The organism is Pseudoalteromonas aliena (assembly GCF_038155085.1).
In the GTDB taxonomy this organism is placed as follows: domain Bacteria; phylum Pseudomonadota; class Gammaproteobacteria; order Enterobacterales; family Alteromonadaceae; genus Pseudoalteromonas; species Pseudoalteromonas aliena_A.
This window is the reverse complement of record NZ_JBAKAU010000002.1, coordinates 309,861-325,725: the sequence shown is the minus strand read 5'-3', so window position 1 is coordinate 325,725 and position 15,865 is coordinate 309,861. Positions and strand designations below refer to the sequence as shown.

Sequence of the window (15,865 nt, the reverse complement as noted above, 5' to 3'; positions counted from 1 at the left end):
TATATTCACCACCGTTATATAAGATTCTTGCGTGAGCAAGCTCCACGCCTACACATATATTCACCATCGTTATATAAGATTCTTGCGTGAGCAAGCTTCACGCCTACACATGCAAGAGCAGATTTACTATAGCAATATAAACAAAAATGGGGGAGTAATTAATACTCCCCCATTGCTCTACTCAGCCTGCAAGTTAGTTAAGATCGAACCTGTCGGCGTTCATTACTTTTGTCCATACATTTATAAAGTCGTGTACAAAACGCTCTTTATTGTCGTCTTGTGCATAAAACTCAGCTAAGGCACGCAATATTGAGTTTGAACCAAAAACTAAGTCTACGCGAGTGGCGGTCCATTTTGTGGTACCACTTTGGCGATCAACTATATTGTATAAGCCTTTTTTTACAGGTTCCCAACGGTTTGACATGTCGGTTAAGTTTACAAAAAAGTCGTTGCTTAATGTTCCAACATTATTTGTAAACACGCCGTGCTTACTCCCTGCGTAGTTAGTTCCAAGTACACGCATACCGCCTATTAATACTGCCATTTCTGGTGCACTCAAGCCCATTAGTTGGCTACGCTCTAGTAATAGCTCCTCAGCTGATACAGCGTAATCTTTTTTCAGCCAATTTCTAAAACCATCGTGAATGGGTTCGAGTACATCGAACGATTCTGCATCAGTCATTTCATCTGTTGCATCTCCTCGCCCTGGCGCAAACGCTACAGTTGTATTAACACCTGCATTTTTAGCGGCTTGCTCTACGGCTGCTGTTCCACCTAAAACAATTAGATCAGCAATGCTAATAGGTTTACTCAAGCCCGCTTGAACTTTCTCAAGGGCACTAAGTACTGCTGCTAAGCGCTCTGGTTCATTACCTTGCCAGTCTTTTTGCGGTGCTAAGCGAATACGTGCCCCGTTTGCACCACCGCGTTTATCCGAACCACGATATGTACGCGCGCTATCCCACGCGGTATTAATTAAATCTACGGCGCTAACACCACAGTTCAATAACGTAGTTTTTAAATTGCTAATTTCGTCGTCTGTTAGTGTGTAATCAACAGCTGGGATTGGATCTTGCCAGATTAAGTCTTCGCTTGGCACGTCTTTACCCAAGTAACAAGATTTAGGGCCTAAGTCGCGGTGAGTTAGCTTAAACCAAGCTCGTGCAAATACATCTGAAAAGTATTCAAAATCATTATTGAAACGCTCAATAATTTTACGATACGTAGGGTCTACTTTCATAGCCATATCGGCATCTGTCATCATTGGCTTTAAACGTATTGATGGATCTTCCACGTCAACAGGTTTATCTTCTTCTTTTATATTAATTGGTTCCCATTGATGAGCACCGGCAGGGCTTTTTGTTAGCTCCCATTCGTAATTTAAAAGTAAATGGCAGTAACCGTTATCCCATTTTGTAGGATGTGTGGTCCATGCCCCCTCTACTCCTGAAGTTACCGTATCGCGGCCAATACCGCGAGTTGTACTATTATTCCAACCTAGACCTTGTTCATGAACATCAGCCGCTTCTGGCTCTGGGCCTAAGTTTTCGGCATTACCATTACCATGGGCTTTACCTACAGTGTGGCCACCAACAGTAAGTGCTGCTGTCTCTTCGTCGTTCATTGCCATTCGGGCGAAAGTTTCACGTACTTGTGCCGCAGTTTTAAGCGGATCTGGTTTACCGTTTACGCCTTCAGGGTTTACGTAAATCAAGCCCATTTGCACTGCAGCTAATGGGTTTTCCATACTGTCTGGTTTATCTACACTTTCATAACGGCTATCGCTTGGACCAAGCCATTCTTTTTCGGCTCCCCAGTATACGTCTTTCTCAGGGTGCCAAATATCTTCTCGTCCGCCCGCAAAACCAAAGGTTTTTAAACCCATTGATTCGTACGCCATGTTACCCGCTAAAATAATTAAATCTGCCCATGAAAGCTTGTTACCGTATTTTTTCTTTATAGGCCAAAGCAAGCGGCGCGCTTTGTCGAGGTTGCCATTATCAGGCCACGAATTTAATGGTGCAAAACGCTGATTACCTGTACCACCACCCCCTCTACCATCAGCTAAACGGTATGAGCCGGCTGAGTGCCATGCTAAGCGGATCATCAACCCTCCGTAATGTCCCCAATCGGCTGGCCACCAATCTTGGCTATCGGTCATTAAGTTTTTTATATCTGCTTTTAAGACTTCTAGGTCAATTGATTTGAATGCTTCAGCATAATTAAAGTCGCTGCTGTAAGGAGTTGATTTTGTATCGTGCTGATGAAGAATGTCTAGATTAAGTGAGTTTGGCCACCAATCTGTATTATTTTTAGAGGTAACTGTATTACCGCCATGCATTACTGGGCACTTGCCCGCTGTTGGGTTGCTCATTGCGAGCTCCTTAATTGATTTAAATTACTTACTCATTCGCCATTACTTTTTAATTTATATTTAACGGTTAGTGATACTTTACAATCTGTAGTAACAATATAGGCATACAATCTGCGCTGCGCTAGCATTAAAGATTGAATTAAATCGATTGAAGTAAGCGATTATTTTGATTGGGTTTAAATTTGTAGATAACGATTCCTGCTTTACTTTGCTGGCTCATATCTATGTAAGAATAAATAAACTCTTTGGGCAGCGTGATTGATCGAACTTATAAATACAGACGTAATAGTGTGTGAAGGGTTTGAAAGTGGCTTTAATAAAGCGCACATTGGAAATCCCCCCTTCACCATGAAATAATAGTTATTAAAGGTGTATTACTAAGCCCAATGCACCTTTGCTTTTTAAGCATATATGTTAAACAACACTCTATTTTTAACTAATTGAATTAAATTAAGTATTTGTTCATAAAAATTCAGTTAGCATGTAACTGTTCTCCTATGATTCCCTGCGACATTTTATTGTATTTAGCAGTTTTAGCCAGTTCCTTCTTGAACTGGCTTTTTTTCTTGTTTAGCTCTAAATTTTTCATTTTTTACCAACTCACCCTGATCAATAGTTACCTAGCCCAAATATTGCTACGATTAAATAGGTTTTAACCCTTAAAGGTAAACACGCCCTAGTGCCATTGATAACCGCATGTTAAAGTTATTGCAGTAATTAATTTAATTAGGCGTACCAATGCATTATTACCTAACTGTACTTTTTGTTTGTTTCACTTTTTTTTCAGACGCAGTAAGTTCGGCAGAGCAAAAACCACAAACTCCGACAACACAGCAAGAGCAACACGCCCTCAAACAACTTAAAGAGCCAATGTATAAACCTCTTATGGAGCGCTATATATTAGATGAGCTAAAAGCGGTGAGGCAAGACCAACAGAAACTGCGTGAAGATGTAACTAAACAGGTAACTCATGCCCAGCTTGACACTGCTGATCGCGCATTAACGTACACTACAGATACCATTAATAATGTATTTTTTATAATTACCGCTACGGCATCCATTTTAGTTTTAGTGGGCTGGAACTCGCTACGCGATGTTAAAAACAAAGTGGAAGATATTGTAAACACGCGTGTAAGTGTAATAACTGACGAGTATGAAGACCGATTAAAAATTCTTGAAGAAAAACTACGCGTCCGCTCTGAAGAAATACTCAGTAACCAAGAACGTATTTCAATAACTAATGAAGTACATTCGTTATGGATGCGTGCTAACTTAGAGAGTGACTTTGCGAATAAGATTGAAATATTTGATGAAATACTTAATCGCAAACCAGAAGATGTTGAAGCAATAGCTTATAAGGCTGATGCGTTATTAGAGCTCAACGAAACAGCACAAGCAATTGAGCTATGTAATCAAGCAATTGATATAGATAGTGATTATGGATACGCGTATTGGCAACGAGCTTGTGCTTATGCATTAACACATAAACATGCCGATGCTTTGGCTGATATTAAAATGGCGCTTGAATACTCTCCAAATTTACGTAATGAGCTACTACATGAAAGCGCATTTGCAAGCCTGCATGATAATGATAGCTTTAATACAATTGTGGCGGGTGAGTAAACTTTTAGATTATAAAAAAGGGCTTAGGCCCTTTTTTGCTTTTATCGTTTGAATAATTGATATATACGAAACTAATTAAAAGCTATCTTTTAAAGTATAAATCTATAGCTTTAGTAAGAAGTTCATCGAGTTGCTCTTCAAACTCTTCTATATTGATATTAAAATGTTTTAAATACGCTCGAGCTTGGGCTAACGATAAATTGCGATTGTTAACACTATACTGCCGCTCATCTATCGTTTTATCGTAACGAGGCAAAAATATAAACTGTCCATAGAATGGTGATTTAATATGCTTGTTTGCAAAGCGACAAAAGTCTTCAATATATTCGCTTCCTTGTGGCCCTAAACAACCGGGTTCAACACGATACATTAAGCGAATTTTTTTATTATCATTTATTGGCATATAAAACCTTTATCTAAAGAACAGTACACGTACTATTTTTCCATTTTTTATTTGATAACTCGAAATAAGTTCTGAGCGTTTATCTATTACATTTTTATCGGTTGAACACGTTTCTGACAGTTCATGATCTATAACTATATCACCATGTACTATACGTTTAATTGGCGATGAATGAATACACTTTAGTTTTTTAAACATAAGCCCATAACGCTCAATTAGTTTTTCTTTCCCTTTAAATAACAATTCATTAGGGAAAATATAAAACTCTACGTTTTCGTCATATACCCGAAGAAACTCTTCTATATTGCGAGCATTATAAGCTTTAACAAGTTGCTCTACTACTGCAAGAGATTCGCGTGATTGCTTAGCCTTAGCTTGCTGCCTTTGTGTTAATGCTTCTTTGGCTTGCGTAACTGCTTTTTCAGCCTGTGCCACTGCTACCGCTTTTTCTATTTTATTTTTAGGCTTTTCGGCCGGCTTACTTTGCTCACTACCTAGTATTTTTGAATCATCAGGTTTAGTATTTTCAATTACTACTTTTTTAAGCTCTGGTGTTTTGTACTCAAGCGTATTTATTCTATCTTCTGTTTTAGTTTCAGCCACTGATTGCTGGTCTTCAACTTTTTTATTTTCAGTGTTTACTTGCTCTACTTGAGTTGGCTGTGCTTTTTTCACTTCCGGCTCTGTTTGCTCTGCAGCATAAGAAATAAGAGCTACGGTGGTCATTAGCGAGATAAAAATAATAGATAACGGTTTCATAATTTTCCTAAAAAGAACACTAAACAAGTGTAAGACTGCAACATAGCAAATTTTATCGTTATCGGGTAGTTAATACCACTACAGAAGCTTACCAATACTGCTCGACAGTGATGTTTCCCGGCTCTTTACGACGATTGCGTTTAAAGTTTTTATCGATAAGTAAAGAAGTTGTATCTTTTACCATTTGTGGATTTCCGCAAATCATAAATTGTGCATTATTTGGGGTTGGGTTTAATTTCACATACTCAAACAAGGTATTGTTTTTAATTGCGGTCGTAATTCGCCCCTTAATACCCAATAAAGGTTCTTCACGGCTTACTATTGGAATATAACTAAGTTGTTTAGGATGCTCTTTCAATATTCCATTAATTAATGCTTGATAGCTCAAATCGTTATTAAAACGCACTCCATGCACTAAGTTTATACGTTTATATTTTTTCCATACGTCTGGCTGCTGCAATATCGATAAAAATGGTCCTATTGCAGTGCCTGTAGCTAACATCCAAAGTTGCTCACTTGGAGGAATTTCATCAAGAGTAAAAAAACCAGTTGCGCGCTGCTCTATAAGTATTGTTTCACCCGGTTGCAATGTAGCTAAACGAGGTGAGAGTAAACCATCGTCAACATTGATAAGGTAGAACTCCAAGTCATTACTTTCTGGTGTATTTACATATGAGTAGGCACGAGCTATACGTTTGTCGTTATCTATTATCGAAAGTTTGGTAAATTGCCCTGCTTTAAATGGGTCTACATTGGCATTAACCGTTAAACTAAAAAGTGTTTTGCTCCACCACGTTACTTTTTTTACTGTTGCATCGATCCAGTTAGACATGTTCAGCTCCAGAGTTTTACTGCGTAATTTTAATAAATTTATTCGCTTCGAACGTATACTTTATTGGTTACACAGTAGCACTAAGTGATTAGGTCATACAATATTTAGAATAAAACACATGAGCGCGAGGTGAACTCACGCCTACATACTACATGATCGCGAGGTAAACTCCCGCCTACAAGTTACATAAGCGCGAGGTAAACTCTCGCCTACTGGTTAGTGAGATGATTTAGTTTTTTCAGGCATAAAAAAAGCCGCATAAAATGCGGCTTTGGGGGTTTAGTCTCACTTCACTTTGGGCGTGTCTCCAAAACTTAGTGAATACGTTACCAAGGAACTGTTTATGTAAACTGCTAGATAGACTCTAATGCAATTTTAACCATTTCGTTAAACGTGCTTTGACGTTCATCTGCTGGTGTTGCTTCGCCAGTGATCACGTGGTCACTTACGGTAAATAGTGCCATTGCGTTTGCGCCGTACTCAGCTGCAACTCCGTATAAACCGGCTGTTTCCATATCTACTGCTAGCATGCCTAACTTGTCTAAGTCTTTATAGAACGAGTCGTCTGCTTGGTAGAAAGTATCGGTTGTAAATACGTTACCTACTTTTGCTTCAATGCCTAGCTCTTTAGCGGCGTTTACACCATTTAAAAGTAAGTCAAAGTTGGCAATAGCAGAAAAGTCGTAACCACGTACACGTGCACGGTTTACATTTGAATCTGTACTTGCACCTTGTGCAAAAATTACGTCGCGGATTTTAATATCGGTACCAATACCGCCACATGTGCCAATACGTATAATGTTTTTAACGCCAAAGCTTACAATTAGCTCACGTGCATAGATAGACATTGATGGAATGCCCATGCCAGAACCCATAATGCTTACAGGCTTACCTTTGTAAGTCCCAGTAAAACCGTACATGTTACGAACACCTGTAACTTGTACTGCATCATCTAAAAAGTTTTCAGCAATATATTGCGCACGTAGCGGATCGCCTGGCATTAATACTGTTTCGGCGAAATCACCAACGTTTGCACTGATATGCGGAGTACTCATTAATTGTTTTCCTTTTTATTTGGCGTTTTTAGCTCATTTAAAAAGCTGTCGCCGTAATCAAGCGCAGATAGATTAAACCACTGTGCAAGTGTTTGACCTATATCTGCAAAGCTGTTGCGTTCACCTAACGGTGTGTTACTCATACCAGGTTGGTATGCAATAACGGGTACGTATTCACGGGTGTGCTCAGAACCTGGAAAGGTTGGGTCACAACCGTGATCTGCAGTGATCACTAATATATCATCTGCGTTTAACTGGTTTAGTATAGTTGGTAAATAATCATCAAATTCTTTTAATGCTTTTGCATATCCTACAGGGTTACGCCGATGACCAAACTTTTCATCGAAATCAACTAAGTTAGTAAAAATTAAGCTGCGATCTGGCGCGCTTTTTATTACTTCACTGGTTTTTTCTAGCAAGTTCATAAGCCCCGGTGCTTTATGCTTTTGGGTTATGCCCTGATGCGCATAAATATCTGAAATTTTACCAATACTAATTACTTCGCCGCCATCTTTTGCTAACACATCTAACAATGTTGGTGCTGGCGGAAGTACTGAATAGTCGCGACGATTACCCGTTCGAGCAAAGTCTTGACTATTTGAACCCAAAAATGGCCGCGCAATCACTCGTCCTATATTCATTTCATCAAGTAGCGCCCGTGCGATTTCGCAAACTTGATAAAGCTTCTCTAGGCCGAATGATTCTTCATGCGCGGCTATTTGAAACACGCTATCAGCTGAGGTGTAACAGATTGGTTTACCTGTTTTTATATGCTCTTCACCTAGCTGTTCTAAAATGGTTGTTCCCGATGCATGGCAATTGCCTAAAATACCCGGAACACCTGTACGAGCTATAAACTCGTCTATAAATTCTTGTGGGAAACTCGGCTGTGTTTTTGGGAAATAACCCCAATCAAATAACACAGGTACGCCTGCCATTTCCCAATGACCTGATGGTGTGTCTTTTCCGCTCGATAATTCTTTAGCGTAACCCCATGCTCCTTGAGAAGCTTGTCGGCCTGAAATTAAACACGGTTCGCCACCGGCAGCTTCACATGCATCAACTAATCCTAATTTAGATAAATTAGGGAGCGATAGTGCACTACCGGTTTCGTCATAATATGCTTTAAGTAAGTGAGCGAATGTATTAGCTCCAAGATCGCCAAATTTATCTGCATCTGGTGCTGCACCGATTCCTAGGCTATCTGCCATTAAGATAATTGCTCTTGTCATTTTGACCTCACTTTGCTTCTAGGTGGTTACTTTATCCGCTGATCGATTTTTCCGTACAGGACAAAAGTCCTGTTTCATAAAACCTAAACATTATAAATTTGCGTTCTTAAGCGAAGCAAAAGAGATTAATCGTGTCTTTTTTGCTATTGTGATCTACCAACAATATATCCTTCTGTGTGGGTGAGAACTTTAGTGACACGAACTACTATTATAGCCATTGCTGGCGCGTCTGCGTCTGGCAAATCTCTATTTAGCCAAACTATATACAATGAATTGGTTAATGAGCTTGAACCTGGTGCTATCGCCATTATCGAAGAAGATGCTTATTATAAGGATCAGTCGCATTTGCCTATGGCTCATCGTACGCAAACGAACTACGACCATCCTGATGCATTTGAACACGCCTTAATGCTTGAGCATTTAACGCAACTTCGTAGTGGAAATTCAGTTGAAGTACCAACGTATGACTATGCCCAGCATACTCGCAGCGAAAAAACTCGCCGAGTACCTGCTGCCAAAATACTCATCGTTGAAGGTATTTTATTATTGAGTGACAAAGCGCTTAATAAAGAATTTGATATCAAGGTGTTTATAGACACGCCTCTGGATATTTGCTTAATGCGTCGTATGCAACGTGATATGGAGCAACGAGGCAGAACATTACAATCTGTTGTTGAGCAATATCAAGCAACTGTTAGACCAATGTTTTATCAATTTATTGAGCCTTCTAAGCATAATGCTGATTTAGTTGTGACTCGAGGCGGCATGAATCGTGTTGCGATTGATATTATTAAAAGTAAAATCAAATATTTACTACAAGAATAATAACGGGAAACATTGGTATGACAACATTTATGAGCTTAGTAGGCATGTGTGTGCTGCTGAGCATTGCTTTCGCGGCGTCAACTAATCGCAAGGCAATTAGTTTAAGAACCGTCGGTATAGCATTTGCTATGCAAGTCATTATTGGCGGTTTTGTTCTGTTTTTTGAAGCAGGAAAAAATGTATTAACGAGTATGTCAGCAGCCGTTTCGTCGGTTATTGGTTACGCTAACGATGGTATTGGTTTTTTGTTTGGCCCGCTTGCATCTCAAGATACACTCGGTTTTATTTTTGCGATTCAAGTTTTGCCGGTTATTGTGTTTTTCTCAGCACTTGTTGCTGTGTTATATCACCTAGGCATTATGGATTGGATAATTAGGATTTTAGGCGGCGGTTTACAAAAATTATTGAAAACCTCTCGCACAGAATCGCTTTCAGCGACGGCAAATATTTTTGTTGGCCAAACTGAAGCACCGCTAATAGTTAAGCCATTTATAGCAACGATGACAAAATCGGAATTGTTTGCAGTAATGGTGGGTGGCTTAGCCACTGTGGCAGGCTCTGTAATGGCCGGTTACGTTATTATTGGCGTAGATCTTAAGTATTTAATAGCAGCGAGCTTTATGGCTGCTCCAGGTGGTTTTTTAATGGCCAAGATGATTGTGCCAGAAACTGAAACGCCTAAAGATAACTTAGCTGATTTAGATTTAGATGATGAAGATAAGCCTGTAAATGTAATTGATGCAGCAGCATCAGGTGCAGCAAACGGTATGCATTTGGCACTTAATGTAGGTGCAATGTTACTTGCTTTTGTGGCGCTAATTGCACTATTAAACGGTTTATTAGGCGGTATTGGTGGGTGGTTTGATTACCCAACATTAACGCTTCAAGAAATATTAGGTTATGTATTTGCTCCAGTTGCATGGTTACTCGGTGTGCCATGGAATGAAGCAATTATAGCCGGCAGTTTTATTGGTCAAAAGATAGTAGTAAACGAGTTTGTTGCTTACTTAGACTTTATAAATTATCGCGATACGTTAAGCGCGCACACTCAAGCAATTGTTACTTTTGCTTTATGTGGGTTTGCTAACTTATCATCGATAGCCATTTTACTAGGTGGGTTAGGCGGTATGGCGCCTAGCAGGCGGAAGGATATCGCACGCTTAGGGCTCAGAGCAGTGTTAGCAGGATCTATGGCTAACCTTATGAGCGCAGCAATTGCTGGGTTTTTCCTCTCGCTAGCTTAGAAACTTATTGAGATGAACTCAGGTGTTGCAAAACAAGAGGATAGCGCTTTAAGGGGTTAAAGCTCTATCTGACTTGAACGATACTTCACCAAGGGCCGCAAGGCCCTTTTATCGTTTTAGCTCCCAATAAAATCCCCCCACTGCAATACCTACTCCATTAAACAACAGCAACCACACTTTATCACCTAAAAACCTTACCAAGGCCTTTAAAATCGCTTACATGCAACATTATGTATAACATAGGTTCAACCCATAAAGAAAATACAATAAATAGCTAAGCTGCACTGATCTAATTATTGTATTTATAAAAAGTGTACTCTTAATCGCGCAGCGGCGTTTTAAAGGCGAATAAATATAACGACACCAAGATCTAATTGCATTTGTTAAATGACTCAAGGTTTAATGTACGCTGGCGCTGTATTGATGCCTAGGAGGTGATATAGAAGATAAGTGTTGGTGTTGGTGTTGGTGTTGGTGTTGGTGTTGGTGTTGGTGTTGGTGTTGGTGTTCAATATTATAAAAGTAACAGACAAAAAAAAAGCGCCTTAAGCGCTTTTTTTTCATTTTACTTAAAAAGTAAAATTATACAGCTGTGATGTTATCAGCTTGAGGACCTTTTTGACCTTGTGAAAGAGTGAACTCTACACGTTGGCCTTCAGCTAAAGTTTTGAAACCTTCGCTTTTGATTGCTGAGAAATGTGCGAAAACGTCTGGGCCATTTTCTTGCTCGATGAAACCAAAACCTTTAGACTCGTTGAACCACTTAACTGTACCTGATACGATGTTAGACATTGTAATATCCTGATATAAAATAAAAAATATGCTCTTGTGAGCGGGTGTAGCAAAAAATGAGATGGTACTTAAAAACTTCAGGACGGTACTACAAGTATTACTTATACAACAACGAAATGGAGATTTATAAATTACATGCTTTCTTTCTAGCTGCGACCCACTATATAGAGTTCGAATATTTTGTCAAGCATTTATAATTTAAAGACTAAAAAGACTGACTTACCGTGTTTACCATTTATAACTAGTGTTGTTTATAAAAACGCTTGCATTAAAATTCAAATTCTAATGCGAGCCTAAAGCTATGATTTTTTTCAGATTGGCTTATCTCAGTAATAAAACCCGCTTCCCATTTTAATTGTTTTTGTCCATCAAAACGCTGTAAACCTATAAACCCAGGGCCAATGCCAACGAAGTCTTCTCCTACGTAGACTTCAATAGATGGCTGAAAAGCAGAACGATAGCGATAGCGGTATTGTGCTCTAAACTCACTTTCCCATTCATTTTTAATGTCTTGCCCCCACTCATAAACCAAAAAAGCATTTAGCGTAAGACTTGTTTTTCCAAATTCTTTTTCGATCACAAAACCCGAAGTTGCCTCATACACATCTTCGTTATGCTTTTTTTCAAGCTCAAATAACGCGCCCCAATCAGCCCATAATTTACCTTGTTCAATTAATTGCCAACGTAGCTCAAGCTCATAAGCTTCTAATCCAAAGTCGCCGTTATCGTCTCGCTCACCAACTAAATAGCCTTCGAGTGCCATTGTATCGTTAATAGCACCACCGCCACCCAAACGCTGCGCTAGTATGTTTCCACTATCTGTTTGGTGCGACACTAATCGCCACTCAAATTCACGCTCAAAAGGCAAAACATAGGGATGATATACCTTATCAACAACAATACCATCAGCCTTTGCTTGGATTGAGAATACCAACAAACAAAGAGCGGTAAAACTAAGCGCTAAATATAGGTTGAGTGCTTTCATACACGTTCCTTAGTTATTGAAGCTGGTATAACATAACAAAGTAATAAAAATAACACGCTGCTTGTACTATATATAAGTACACTCATTAAATCAGGAGTGGCCTCGTAACCAACAAGAGCACGCAATACGCGGCCTAGCTCAGAGTTTTCGTTTAACAAATCACGTAAATCCCACACTGTTAAGGTGTTTGTAATTAAATCTATTTGGCTTGCCAAATCCAGTGCAACTAATAACTTAGCCGCGCTGTTAAAAGCAAGCAAAGTAAAAAGCGGATACATACCAAAACGGTGCTTAATTGCATTCATTAAAAAGTACAGCAATACGCTAAAACTTAAACAAATTCCCACACCTAATAAAGTGCCAATAAATAAGCTTTGCCCTGCATCATTATTTTGCCAAAAACTGGTGAGGTAAATAATATAATGGCTTAAATACAGCGTTATTGTGCTTATAACTGCGATATAAAATGCCGCTGACTTTTGCTTTAGTGCAAATACCAATACAGCAATAAATATAGTGATACATAGCCCTATTTGTGAGTACTCTAACCCTTGGTGTTCAAACCACTGGCTCACCCACGACGCACTTTGCATGTACAAAAACGACATGAGCGCGCCTATTACTAAAGCAGACCCTATTTTTAAAGAGCTTTGTTTTTTAACTACTTGTAGTAATACTAATAAAATAGCCACTGGTAGTAATTGGTTAAGGCTCATGACTAAACTAGTTATTAGCATGCTGCGCCCCTTCATCGCTAACTATAACAACGCCCCTTGCTGTATTTGGCGAAAACTCACCAAAAAATTCGTAATACCCTTTACTCAGCGGCCCTATATAAATAATGCTTTTACGGTTTGGGTAAAGCACTTTTTCTCTGTTTAGATCAAAGCTATCAAACTCTTCTGGTGTGCTGTCTTGGTTTTCTATCAATAGTTTTACTTTTTTATTTGCGGGAATAATTATTTGCGAGGGATAGAACAAGTGATCTTTCAAAACAATAAGGTACTCTTTACTCGCCGCGTTAAACGACAAAAATAGCAAACAACAAAGGCACCGATTAAATAAACGTTTAGTCACTTTTTACTCCTGTAAAAGTAACCTTAACGGTTAGTCCGCCTAAAGGGCTATTCGCTAAATGAATAGTTGCGCCATAAATAGCAATTATATGTTGAACAATCGCCATACCTAAACCCGCACCTTGCTCGCCTGATGGATGCTGGTCGCCACCTACTCGATAAAAGCGATTGAATATTCGCTCTTTTTGCTCTTCAGTCATGCCCGCACCGGAATCATCAACTTGCCAACTATAGCTGTTATTACTTAATGCTAATTTAATTATAATTTGACCATTATTGGGGGTGTATTTTATAGCATTGCTAAGTAAATTAGCGATGAGTGTGGTTAATGTAAACTCATCACCATTAATAATAAAATCATCGCCTTCAAGGCTAATCGTTTGGTTTTTTTCATCTATTTTGTCGTATTGCTCCGATACGACTTGCTGTGTAATCGTTAGTAATGATTGTTCGCTAAATTGCCTCTGCCATTGCTCGGGCTGAGTACGCCCTAAAATTAGCATTTGTTCAACAATATTACTTAAGCGATTAATGCCCTGCGACATAGCTTGTACTTCTTGATGGTCTTGCAGATTACTTTGTTTATTAGCCAAATTATGTACGTTAATTTTTAAACTACTAAGCGGGGTACGTAACTCATGGGCTGCATCTGAGGCAAAAAATCGCTCCCGTAAGTAGGCTGTTTCTACACGCTTAAATAAGTCGTTTAAACGATTAATAACCGGTTTAATTTCTTCATCAGTTACTTGCCAGTTAATTGGCGTAAAGTCGTTAGCTTGGCGAGACGCTAACTGCTTAGATAATCGAGTCAGAGGGGCTAATGCGTATTTAACAAAAAAGCTAATAAAAATAGCAAGCAGAGGGACTGCCCAAAGCATAGGTAACATTGCAGATAAAATAACGGCTTCAGCTAATTCAAACCGCTTTGCCATAGGTTCAGCAACGATGACTTTACGGGTATTTTTACTCATCACAAATACTCTCATACGCTGCCCTGCTACATTGGCCGTTTGAAAACCCTCGCTAAAACTAATTTGGTTATTTGATAAACTCGATGAGCCACTAAGTAAACTATTATTTTGCCAAATTTGATACAACAACTGAGCGCTATTATTACTTACTTGTACTACATCTATGCTTAGTGCCAATGGTTGCTCAATTAAAACGCCAGCTACTATTTTAAGTTCATCATCAAGCAAACTTTCGCCGTGATGCATACTTTTTTGATAGCCTTTTACTAATGCTAAAAAGCAAGTTAGCACCATCATTGAAAGTAAAATTAACGTCAGACGTTTACGAATTGACATTTTCCACCTCAAAAAACAAATACACTCTAACGCTTACCAACCACGTAGCCAATGCCACGTAAAGTTTTAATAAAATCACTAGGGAATTTCTTACGAAGATGATGAATATGCACCTCTATGGCATTAGAGCCAACTTCTTCACCCCATTGGTAAAGTTTGTTTTCGAGTTGTTGTTTTGATTGTACCCTTCCCTGATTTTCCATCAGCGCTTTTAAAAGCATGTATTCTTTTCGCGGTAACGTAAGTGATTGCCCACTTAGTTCAACTGTATGAGCAGAAGTATCCATGACTACATCACCACAGCGCAATAAGCTTGATTGTGTTTGGTTAATGCGCCGGCTTGCTACACGTAATCGTGCAAATAGCTCAGCGGGGTCAAACGGTTTTTCAAGGTAATCGTCAGCCCCCATATCGAGCCCTTGGACTTTGTCGTCAATGCTGCCGCGAGCAGTTAAAATAACCACCGGTATTACTTTTTTTTGTACTTTAATATGCTTTAAAACTTGCGAGCCGTCGCCATCAGGCAATCCTAAATCGAGAATAACAAGCTCAATCTCACCACTAGAAAGGCACTCTAAGGCGTGCTTTACTGTGCCACTGTGCTCTACGCTGTAGCCCTCTTGGCGCAAAGAGCGAATAAGCCCTTGCGCCACTAAATGATCGTCCTCAACAAGTAATAAATGCATTATGTGTTTATCTTTTTAATTTTTTATCTACTTTTGCCAATAGCTGACTTATTGCTTGTTGACGATATTTATCTGCTTTCGCACGAGTACTACGGATCCCAGCAGCCTGCGCTACAAGTAGTCGTACTTTAGCTTGTTTATAATCGCCTTCGTCATACAAATATTCACCGTATAAGTAATTAGTATCAATGCCTTCGAGATTAAAAGCGAGCGCTTGTTTAAATAATTTTTCAGCTTTGTCGTCATCACCAAAACCAATTGGCCAGCCAGGTACTTTGCTATAAAGTGTTGCAAGGCTTGCGTAAGCTGAGCCATTTAATGCAGTGCCATCAATCGAGAGTGCATTTTCAAGTGACGCTTTAGCCTCTTTTGCTAAACCAAGTGCGCCCAATCCCCCTTTTGCGCCAGCAAAACTAGCTAACACAATGCCATTCCAAATATGTGTTTGCGCCGAGCTTGGATAGTTTTTAACAAATAACGCGCTTTGCTCACTTAGTTGTGTAAACGCGTCAATTTGCGCATCGTCTTCTAGTTCGTAATTAGCAATTGCCCACTTTTGTTGAATATCGCTTAAGTCTTGCGCTTCATCTGCGCGCACTGCGGTTGCAAATACAGAGGTTAATATTAAATACAATGCGAGTGTAAATTTATACATAACTTTGCCCTTTTGTG

General features: G+C 39.3%; 16 protein-coding genes. 3 read left to right on the top strand and 13 right to left on the bottom strand.

The genetic code is table 11. From position 1 onward, the window contains the following. Positions 1 to 193: 193 nt before the first annotated feature. Entirely contained in the window at positions 194 to 2,374 is a 2,181-nt protein-coding gene (katG, locus tag V6260_RS04245) for a catalase/peroxidase HPI (RefSeq protein WP_341592825.1), read from the bottom strand. A 738-nt stretch (positions 2,375 to 3,112) separates the two neighbouring features. Between katG and V6260_RS04240 the strand changes: the two genes are divergently transcribed. After that, positions 3,113 to 3,997 carry a tetratricopeptide repeat protein gene (locus tag V6260_RS04240; protein ID WP_341592824.1) on the top strand — a complete coding sequence of 295 codons (885 nt, stop codon included), beginning with the start codon at positions 3,113 to 3,115 and terminating at the stop codon, positions 3,995 to 3,997. An 82-nt stretch (positions 3,998 to 4,079) separates the two neighbouring features. On the opposite strand, the gene V6260_RS04235 is transcribed toward V6260_RS04240, so the two are convergent. From V6260_RS04235 to V6260_RS04215, 5 genes are all read right to left on the bottom strand, one after another. Then, entirely contained in the window at positions 4,080 to 4,400 is a 321-nt protein-coding gene (locus V6260_RS04235) for a hypothetical protein (protein WP_341592823.1), read from the bottom strand. A gap of 9 nt (positions 4,401 to 4,409) precedes the next feature. After that, positions 4,410 to 5,159 (bottom strand): nuclear transport factor 2 family protein, encoded by a 750-nt coding sequence (locus V6260_RS04230; protein WP_341592822.1) that lies wholly within the window; start codon positions 5,157 to 5,159, stop codon positions 4,410 to 4,412. Between the two features lie 88 nt (positions 5,160 to 5,247). Beyond that, positions 5,248 to 5,991 (bottom strand): ferredoxin--NADP reductase, encoded by a 744-nt coding sequence (locus V6260_RS04225; protein WP_341592821.1) that lies wholly within the window; start codon positions 5,989 to 5,991, stop codon positions 5,248 to 5,250. 353 nt (positions 5,992 to 6,344) lie between these two features. Then, positions 6,345 to 7,046, bottom strand: a complete 702-nt coding sequence (deoD, locus tag V6260_RS04220; protein WP_341592820.1) for a purine-nucleoside phosphorylase — start codon at positions 7,044 to 7,046, stop codon at positions 6,345 to 6,347. After that, positions 7,046 to 8,278, bottom strand: a complete 1,233-nt coding sequence (locus V6260_RS04215) for a phosphopentomutase (protein WP_341592819.1) — start codon at positions 8,276 to 8,278, stop codon at positions 7,046 to 7,048. Before V6260_RS04215 ends, deoD begins: the two co-directional genes overlap by 1 nt. A 192-nt stretch (positions 8,279 to 8,470) precedes the next feature. On the opposite strand from V6260_RS04215, the gene udk reads away from it, so the two are divergent. Both udk and V6260_RS04205 read left to right on the top strand, forming a co-directional pair. Next, positions 8,471 to 9,103 (top strand): uridine kinase, encoded by a 633-nt coding sequence (udk, locus tag V6260_RS04210; RefSeq protein ID WP_024596281.1) that lies wholly within the window; start codon positions 8,471 to 8,473, stop codon positions 9,101 to 9,103. 17 nt (positions 9,104 to 9,120) lie between these two features. Beyond that, the gene (locus V6260_RS04205) at positions 9,121 to 10,347 is read left to right on the top strand and encodes a NupC/NupG family nucleoside CNT transporter (RefSeq protein ID WP_341592818.1); all 1,227 of its coding nucleotides are present in this window, start codon (positions 9,121 to 9,123) and stop codon (positions 10,345 to 10,347) included. A gap of 582 nt (positions 10,348 to 10,929) precedes the next feature. Here the strand turns inward: V6260_RS04205 and V6260_RS04200 are convergent. From V6260_RS04200 to V6260_RS04170, 7 genes are all read right to left on the bottom strand, one after another. Beyond that, positions 10,930 to 11,139, bottom strand: a complete 210-nt coding sequence (locus V6260_RS04200; RefSeq protein WP_002959120.1) for a cold-shock protein — start codon at positions 11,137 to 11,139, stop codon at positions 10,930 to 10,932. A 268-nt stretch (positions 11,140 to 11,407) separates the two neighbouring features. Then, the gene (locus V6260_RS04195) at positions 11,408 to 12,124 is read right to left on the bottom strand and encodes a hypothetical protein (RefSeq protein WP_197185277.1); all 717 of its coding nucleotides are present in this window, start codon (positions 12,122 to 12,124) and stop codon (positions 11,408 to 11,410) included. After that, the gene (locus tag V6260_RS04190) at positions 12,121 to 12,861 is read right to left on the bottom strand and encodes an iron transporter (RefSeq protein ID WP_341592817.1); all 741 of its coding nucleotides are present in this window, start codon (positions 12,859 to 12,861) and stop codon (positions 12,121 to 12,123) included. Before V6260_RS04190 ends, V6260_RS04195 begins: the two co-directional genes overlap by 4 nt. Continuing rightward, entirely contained in the window at positions 12,848 to 13,201 is a 354-nt protein-coding gene (locus tag V6260_RS04185; protein WP_341592816.1) for a cupredoxin domain-containing protein, read from the bottom strand. The genes V6260_RS04190 and V6260_RS04185 overlap by 14 nt, the downstream gene beginning before the upstream one ends. After that, a complete protein-coding gene (locus tag V6260_RS04180) occupies positions 13,194 to 14,507 on the bottom strand; it encodes an ATP-binding protein (protein WP_341592815.1) in 1,314 nt (437 codons plus the stop codon). The genes V6260_RS04185 and V6260_RS04180 overlap by 8 nt, the downstream gene beginning before the upstream one ends. Before the next feature lie 26 nt (positions 14,508 to 14,533). Then, on the bottom strand, positions 14,534 to 15,193 hold the full coding sequence (locus V6260_RS04175; protein WP_341592814.1) for a response regulator transcription factor: 660 nt from the start codon (positions 15,191 to 15,193) through the stop codon (positions 14,534 to 14,536). Positions 15,194 to 15,200: 7 nt separating this feature from the next. Continuing rightward, complete coding sequence (locus tag V6260_RS04170; protein ID WP_341592813.1) at positions 15,201 to 15,848, bottom strand: hypothetical protein; 648 nt, start codon at positions 15,846 to 15,848, stop codon at positions 15,201 to 15,203. Positions 15,849 to 15,865: the final 17 nt, after the last annotated feature.

Coding starts and splice junctions, on each gene's coding strand:
- V6260_RS04225 (WP_341592821.1), bottom strand. CDS start 5,991: ATGTCTAACTGGATCGATGCAACAGTAAAAAAAGTAACGTGGTGGAGC.
- V6260_RS04180 (WP_341592815.1), bottom strand. CDS start 14,507: ATGTCAATTCGTAAACGTCTGACGTTAATTTTACTTTCAATGATGGTG.
- V6260_RS04230 (WP_341592822.1), bottom strand. CDS start 5,159: ATGAAACCGTTATCTATTATTTTTATCTCGCTAATGACCACCGTAGCT.
- deoD (WP_341592820.1), bottom strand. CDS start 7,046: ATGAGTACTCCGCATATCAGTGCAAACGTTGGTGATTTCGCCGAAACA.
- V6260_RS04205 (WP_341592818.1), top strand. CDS start 9,121: ATGACAACATTTATGAGCTTAGTAGGCATGTGTGTGCTGCTGAGCATT.
- V6260_RS04235 (WP_341592823.1), bottom strand. CDS start 4,400: ATGCCAATAAATGATAATAAAAAAATTCGCTTAATGTATCGTGTTGAA.
- V6260_RS04170 (WP_341592813.1), bottom strand. CDS start 15,848: ATGTATAAATTTACACTCGCATTGTATTTAATATTAACCTCTGTATTT.
- V6260_RS04195 (WP_197185277.1), bottom strand. CDS start 12,124: ATGAAAGCACTCAACCTATATTTAGCGCTTAGTTTTACCGCTCTTTGT.
- V6260_RS04240 (WP_341592824.1), top strand. CDS start 3,113: ATGCATTATTACCTAACTGTACTTTTTGTTTGTTTCACTTTTTTTTCA.
- V6260_RS04215 (WP_341592819.1), bottom strand. CDS start 8,278: ATGACAAGAGCAATTATCTTAATGGCAGATAGCCTAGGAATCGGTGCA.
- V6260_RS04175 (WP_341592814.1), bottom strand. CDS start 15,193: ATGCATTTATTACTTGTTGAGGACGATCATTTAGTGGCGCAAGGGCTT.
- V6260_RS04190 (WP_341592817.1), bottom strand. CDS start 12,861: ATGCTAATAACTAGTTTAGTCATGAGCCTTAACCAATTACTACCAGTG.
- katG (WP_341592825.1), bottom strand. CDS start 2,374: ATGAGCAACCCAACAGCGGGCAAGTGCCCAGTAATGCATGGCGGTAAT.
- V6260_RS04200 (WP_002959120.1), bottom strand. CDS start 11,139: ATGTCTAACATCGTATCAGGTACAGTTAAGTGGTTCAACGAGTCTAAA.